The sequence below is a fragment of the Intrasporangium chromatireducens Q5-1 genome (assembly GCF_000576575.1).
Taxonomy (GTDB): Bacteria; Actinomycetota; Actinomycetes; order Actinomycetales; family Dermatophilaceae; genus Intrasporangium_A; species Intrasporangium_A chromatireducens.
In genome coordinates this window covers 1-5,191 of sequence record NZ_AWQS01000256.1, presented here as the reverse complement: position 1 = coordinate 5,191, position 5,191 = coordinate 1, and the positions used below count along the sequence as shown (strand labels likewise).

7 protein-coding genes are annotated in these 5,191 nt (G+C 70.3%); 4 read left to right on the top strand and 3 right to left on the bottom strand.

What is annotated here, in order from left to right:
• Nucleotides 1-44 precede the first annotated feature (44 nt).
• Together fdhD and N864_RS18995 are read left to right on the top strand one after the other, a co-directional pair.
• Nucleotides 45-893, top strand: coding sequence for a formate dehydrogenase accessory sulfurtransferase FdhD (gene fdhD, locus N864_RS19000; protein ID WP_034720902.1), 849 nt, complete (start codon nt 45-47; stop codon nt 891-893).
• A 33-nt stretch (nt 894-926) separates the two neighbouring features.
• On the top strand, nt 927-1,265 hold the full coding sequence (locus N864_RS18995) for a YciI family protein (RefSeq protein WP_034720900.1): 339 nt from the start codon (nt 927-929) through the stop codon (nt 1,263-1,265).
• A gap of 37 nt (nt 1,266-1,302) precedes the next feature.
• On the opposite strand, the gene N864_RS23805 is transcribed toward N864_RS18995, so the two are convergent.
• From N864_RS23805 to N864_RS18980, 3 genes are all read right to left on the bottom strand, one after another.
• Nucleotides 1,303-1,875 carry a DUF4282 domain-containing protein gene (locus N864_RS23805; RefSeq protein WP_051518808.1) on the bottom strand — a complete coding sequence of 191 codons (573 nt, stop codon included), beginning with the start codon at nt 1,873-1,875 and terminating at the stop codon, nt 1,303-1,305.
• Between the two features lie 348 nt (nt 1,876-2,223).
• Nucleotides 2,224-3,417 carry a molybdopterin molybdotransferase MoeA gene (locus tag N864_RS18985; protein WP_034720898.1) on the bottom strand — a complete coding sequence of 398 codons (1,194 nt, stop codon included), beginning with the start codon at nt 3,415-3,417 and terminating at the stop codon, nt 2,224-2,226.
• 23 nt (nt 3,418-3,440) lie between these two features.
• Nucleotides 3,441-4,085, bottom strand: coding sequence for a helix-turn-helix transcriptional regulator (locus tag N864_RS18980; protein WP_051518807.1), 645 nt, complete (start codon nt 4,083-4,085; stop codon nt 3,441-3,443).
• 97 nt (nt 4,086-4,182) lie between these two features.
• Here N864_RS18980 and N864_RS18975 point away from each other — a divergent pair, with 97 nt between their 5' ends.
• Nucleotides 4,183-4,479 carry a DUF2249 domain-containing protein gene (locus N864_RS18975; protein ID WP_034720894.1) on the top strand — a complete coding sequence of 99 codons (297 nt, stop codon included), beginning with the start codon at nt 4,183-4,185 and terminating at the stop codon, nt 4,477-4,479.
• A gap of 66 nt (nt 4,480-4,545) precedes the next feature.
• A complete protein-coding gene (locus N864_RS18970) occupies nt 4,546-4,974 on the top strand; it encodes a hemerythrin domain-containing protein (protein WP_240474407.1) in 429 nt (142 codons plus the stop codon).
• Nucleotides 4,975-5,191: the final 217 nt, after the last annotated feature.

Sequence of the window (5,191 nt, the reverse complement as noted above, 5' to 3'; positions counted from 1 at the left end):
GACCCCGAGCGACTCCACCCGGCCGAGTCTGGCACGCTGGACCCATGGGACGGGTCACGGTGCGACGCAAGGTGCGGTCCATCGACGTGGAGGCCGGGACCGAGCACGTGCGGCCGGACACGCTCACGGTCGAGGAGCCACTCGAGATCCGGGTCGGGGGACGGCCGCTCACGGTGACGATGCGCACTCCGGGGCACGACATCGAGCTGGTGCACGGCTTCCTCGTGTCGGAGGGCATCATCCGGTCGCTCGACGACATCATGGTCGCGCGCTACTGCGAGGGCGCGGTCGTCTCGGACGAGACGGGCCACGAGCAGAACACCTACAACGTCATCGATGTCACGCTCGCCCCTGGCGTGGCGGGCCCGGCCGAGGAGCTGACTCGCAACTTCTTCACATCGTCGGCGTGCGGAGTGTGCGGCAAGGCGAGCATCGAGCAGCTGCGCGCCGAGACGACGTGGCAGGTGCGGGACGACCCGCTGCGGGTGAACGCGGCCGTGGTGGCCGGACTGCCGGACCTGCTGCGTGACGAGCAGCGGTCCTTCGCCAAGACCGGCGGGCTGCACGCCGCGGGACTCTTCACCGCGGAGGGCGAGGCGCTCGTCGTGCGCGAGGACGTCGGGCGGCACAACGCCGTCGACAAGGTGGTCGGCTGGGCGCTGCTCGAGGCGAAGCTGCCCGTGACCGGGACGGTCCTGATGGTGTCGGGACGCGCCTCCTTCGAGCTGACCCAGAAGTCACTCATGGCCGGGATCCCTTGCCTTGCAGCGGTTTCCGCACCGTCGTCCCTCGCCGTCGAGGCCGCTGACGACGCGGGGATGACGCTCATCGGCTTCGTGCGCGGTGGGCGCCTCAACGTCTACGCCGGCCACGATCGCGTGACCACCGGCTGACCGCCCCTGATCGCACGACCCGAGGAGGACTGCATGGCCATCTACGCGATCCACTACACCTACCCCGATGACACCACCGAGATGATGAAGGTCCGGCCGGAGCACCGGGAGTGGCTCTCGGCGCAGCACGGGCTGCTCGTCGCCGGCATGTACCAGGGCAGCCATGACGAGGTTTCCGAGGGTGAGCCCACCGAGGAGGAGCCCGCCAACGGCGCCCTCATCGTCTTCGAGGGCGAGTCGATCGACGACGTCATCTCGACCTTTGACGGCGACCCCTACTGGCAGAACGGCTTCATCCTGCGCAGGGTCGTCCGAGAGTGGAACCCGCCGCTCGGCCCCTGGGTCGCCGACGCCACCCAGTCGCTGGGCTGAGCCGCTGCTCCTGGGTCAGCCCTGGGTCGGCCCTGGGTCAGCCCTGGGGCAGCCGCTTGTGGATGTCCTCGCTCATTCGCACCACCGAGAGGAAGAACTCGAGCGACATCCGGGCGAGGGCCAGGTAGATGAGGAAGACGAAGCCGCCACCGACCAGGACGAGCAGTCCGAAGCCGGTCGACGCCGCCAGCGCGACGACGGTGTAGAACAACCAGGCCAGCCCGAGGAAGATCGTCACGAGGATGTAGACGATACGAACGAGCTGCGGCGTCACGAAGTGGGTGAAGCTGAAGTCGAACAGGGCGGACAGGAACCCTGTCCGTCCATCGGCCGGACCGGTGGGCGCTGGATGGCCCCCTGAGCCGGCAGCTCCATAGCTGAACGGGGTTGCCTGCTGCGCATAGCCGCTGGCCGGCGACCCATAGCCGGCATAGGGCTGCGAGTAGCCGCCCGAGGGCTGCCCGATGCCTCCGTGTGGCGCCGGCGGGGGCGGCGGGACGGGTGTGGTCGCGTCGTTCACCGGCGGGATCGGCGTCGTCGCCTCACCCTCACGCGGCGGCGTTCCCGATGTGCCGAAGGCGCCCTGCTCCGGCGGATACTCGTGCGACATCGCTACTCCCTCGACTCGGCTCGCCCCGCAGGGGCCCTGTGGCCGTCAGCCTACGGGCGGGAACGCGTGCTGGTCCGGAACCTCCCGCAAGGAGCCCCAACGCTCCGGGGAGGAAGGGGAGGGGCTCCTTGTCGACAAGCCCTGACGACGCCGAGTGGGGTTCGGCTTCCTTGTCGCGCAGTGCTATCGGGCCGCCGACCGGGGGGAGGTGTCGGCGTTGCCCTCAGACTAGGATTCCGCGCTGGAGCGCAAGGACGATCCCGGACAATGTGGCACAAGTCACATCAACCTCACTGATCCGGCAAATCGTTCAATTGCCAACAAGATTCATGAGGGTCTGCGGATCACTCAGAGGAGGCGGACGGAGACCTCGTCGCCCGCACGGAACTGGTCCACGCCCTCGGGGACCTCGATGAAGGCGTTCGCGCCGGCGAGTGCCCGCAGGTGCACGCCGGGCGCCGGGGAGACGGTCCCGTCGGGTCGGACCACCGCGGAGACGAACTGCACGCGCCCGAGCCGGGTGCGCCGGCTGGGGCCGATGTATGTCGCTGAGCTCGCTTCGCGAGGCGGGTTTCCGTGCCGCTCGTCGAGGGCCGGACGCAACAGCATGGTGAATGAGACGTAGGCCCCCACCGGAGTTCCCGGGAGGCACACCACTGGGGTCTGACCGAGGCGTCCGGTGCCCTGCGGACCGCCCGGCTGCATTGCCAGATGGACGAACTCGAAGCCGCCCAGCGCTTCCCCGACCTGGCGGACCACCTCGAAGGCGCCCTGGCTGACGCCCCCCGTGGTGATGACGAGGTCGACGTCGGAGGCGGCGGCGAGGGACTCGAAGAGCGCACCCAGCTCACCCGTGTCGTCCGAGCAGGTCTCGACGTGGGTCACCCTGCAGCCCCCCTCGAGGGCGAGGGCCGCGATCATCTCCGAGTTGGACTCGTGGATCTCGCCGGCGGCCGGGTCCTGCCCGTGCCGGGCGAGCTCTGCCCCGGTGGCGACCACCGCGACCCTGGTCGGCGTGTGGACGGTGAGGTGCTCGCAGCCTGCGGAGCGCCCGAGGGCGAGCAGGGCCGCGTCCACCAGCGTCCCGGCCGGGGCCACGACCTCTCCTCGGGCGATGTCCTCCGCCCGTCGACGGATGTGCTGGCCCGGGGCGAGGTCACCCTCGATCGTCACCTTCGGCGGCGCCGGCCCGGTGGGCGCCGCGTCGGTCCGCTCGACGGGCACGACGGTGACGGCCCCCTCGGGCAGGCGCGCGCCGGTCATGATCCGTGCAGCTTGGCCCGGCCGCACGACGAACTCGGCCGCAGCGCCGGCGGGCACGTCGCCCACCACGTCGAGCACCCGCTGGTCCGCACGAGCCGGGTGGGCGGCATACCCGTCCATGGCGCTGCTGTCGAAGCGCGGCAGGTCGTCCGCGGCGAGGAGGTCTCGCGCGAGGCGGCGGCCGACCGCATGGCGGTCGAGCGGCACCTGTTCCGTGCCCCCTGGTCCGACGACACTGCGCAGGGCAGCCCGGTGCTCGGCGACGGATCGGTGGGCCACGGGTGCCAGTCTGCCCCGTGGACTCAGTGAAGGTGGAGCCGGCAGGCGCCGATCTCGGCGAAGGCCTCGAGGGTCACCTTGGCGGCGTCGCCCCCGGCAGCCTCGAGCGCACCCTCGACCATGCCGTGGTGGACGCTGCAGACGACGTCGGGACGCTCGCGAGCCACCTCGAGCATGGGGCACTGGCGCAGCCGGACGCAGCTCGGCGTGCTCTCCGGGTCGAAGCCGAGGTCGCCGAGGAGCGAGATGACCTCGCGGTCCGCGTCCGCGCCCCCATCGGTGTCGCCGCGGCCGGTGAGGAGTGCCGCGCCCCAGCCGTGCCCGAGGCGACGCATGTCCCCCTGGACGTCACCGCCTTGCGCAGCGACGTGGTCAGCGAGGACCTTTGCCAGAGTGGCGTATTCGCCGACGGAGGGAGATGCGGCGCCCGGCCGGGCGGCATACCCCCAACCGGGTCGCCCGCGGCCCTTCGGCGCGAGCTGGGAACGGAGCGCGAGACCGCTGCCGACGAGGCCGTCGAGGTGCTCCCGGACGGTGTTGACGTGCAGGCCGAGGGTGTCCGCGAGGGACGCGATCGAGCGCGGCTCCGCCTCCAGCGCGTCGAACACGCGACGGCGCTGCGGGGACAGCCCGGCGACGAGATCGGCAGCGCCGTCCCGAGTTGGCATCGGGCCCCAGCCCTCGGTATTTTTCACATGAACCACCGTATAAAATGATTGCCGGGATGACAAAGTTCGTCTCCCACCACTGACCCTAGGAGTCCCAGTGTCCACTCACGAGCAGATCCCGCTGACCGAGACCAAGCAGCACGCCTGCGGCTGCGGCTGCAGCGACGAGGGCGTGCCCACCCTCGACGCGCGGGTCATCCCGCACGCGATCCGCCACGCGACGGTCTTCGGTGCCTTCGCCGCGATCCCGGCCGGCGGCTCGATGGACCTCATCGCACCGCACAACCCGCTCCCGCTCCTGGCCCAGTTGCAGGACCAGTTCGGCGCGATCGACATCGCCTACCTCGAGGAGGGTCCCGAGAAGTGGACGCTCCGGCTGACTCGGTCGGCCTGATCGGGCAACGTAGTCTCCGTGTGCAACTACTGCGGATGTCGTGAGATCCGGACGGTCGGCCGGTTCATGTCCGAGCACGAGGACCTCGTGAACTTCACCGGGGACCTCTACCGGGCCCGGGAGTCCGGTGACCCTGCTGCGGTCGCCCGGGCCCTCGAGCAGCTCGACGGACTGCTGCACCCTCACACGCATGCCGAGGAGCGGGGCCTGTTCACGGTGCTGCGGCGCAATCCCGAGTTCACCGACCACGTCGACGGGCTCTGCGCCGAGCACACCGGGCTCGAGGCCATGGCTCAGGAGATCCGCAATGGCGACTTCGACGTCGTCGACGAGTTCATCGACGCCCTGCGCGAGCACATGGACAAGGAGGACAACGGCCTGTTCCCTGCGGCGGCCATCGAGCTCGAAGGTCCCGACTGGGAGGAAGTCGTCGCCCTGACCCAGTCGGCTGACACGTCGCCCCTCGAGCGGGCCGGGGAGGCCCGCGAGCCCTGACCGGTGAGGGGCGCGAACCGCCCTCTTGGAGACGACCGGAACCCGCTGGTTCCCGGGCCCCCGACCGCAAGGTCGGGGGCCTTTTGCGTCATTCGTCGGACATTCCCGCGCATCCCACCCTTACTCCGAGTAGATCTGCGGTACGTTGACTCCATACAGGTACTTCGGGGGAAGTGCCTGGGGGAAGGCGCTTCGGGGGAAGCGCGAGGGGAATCCG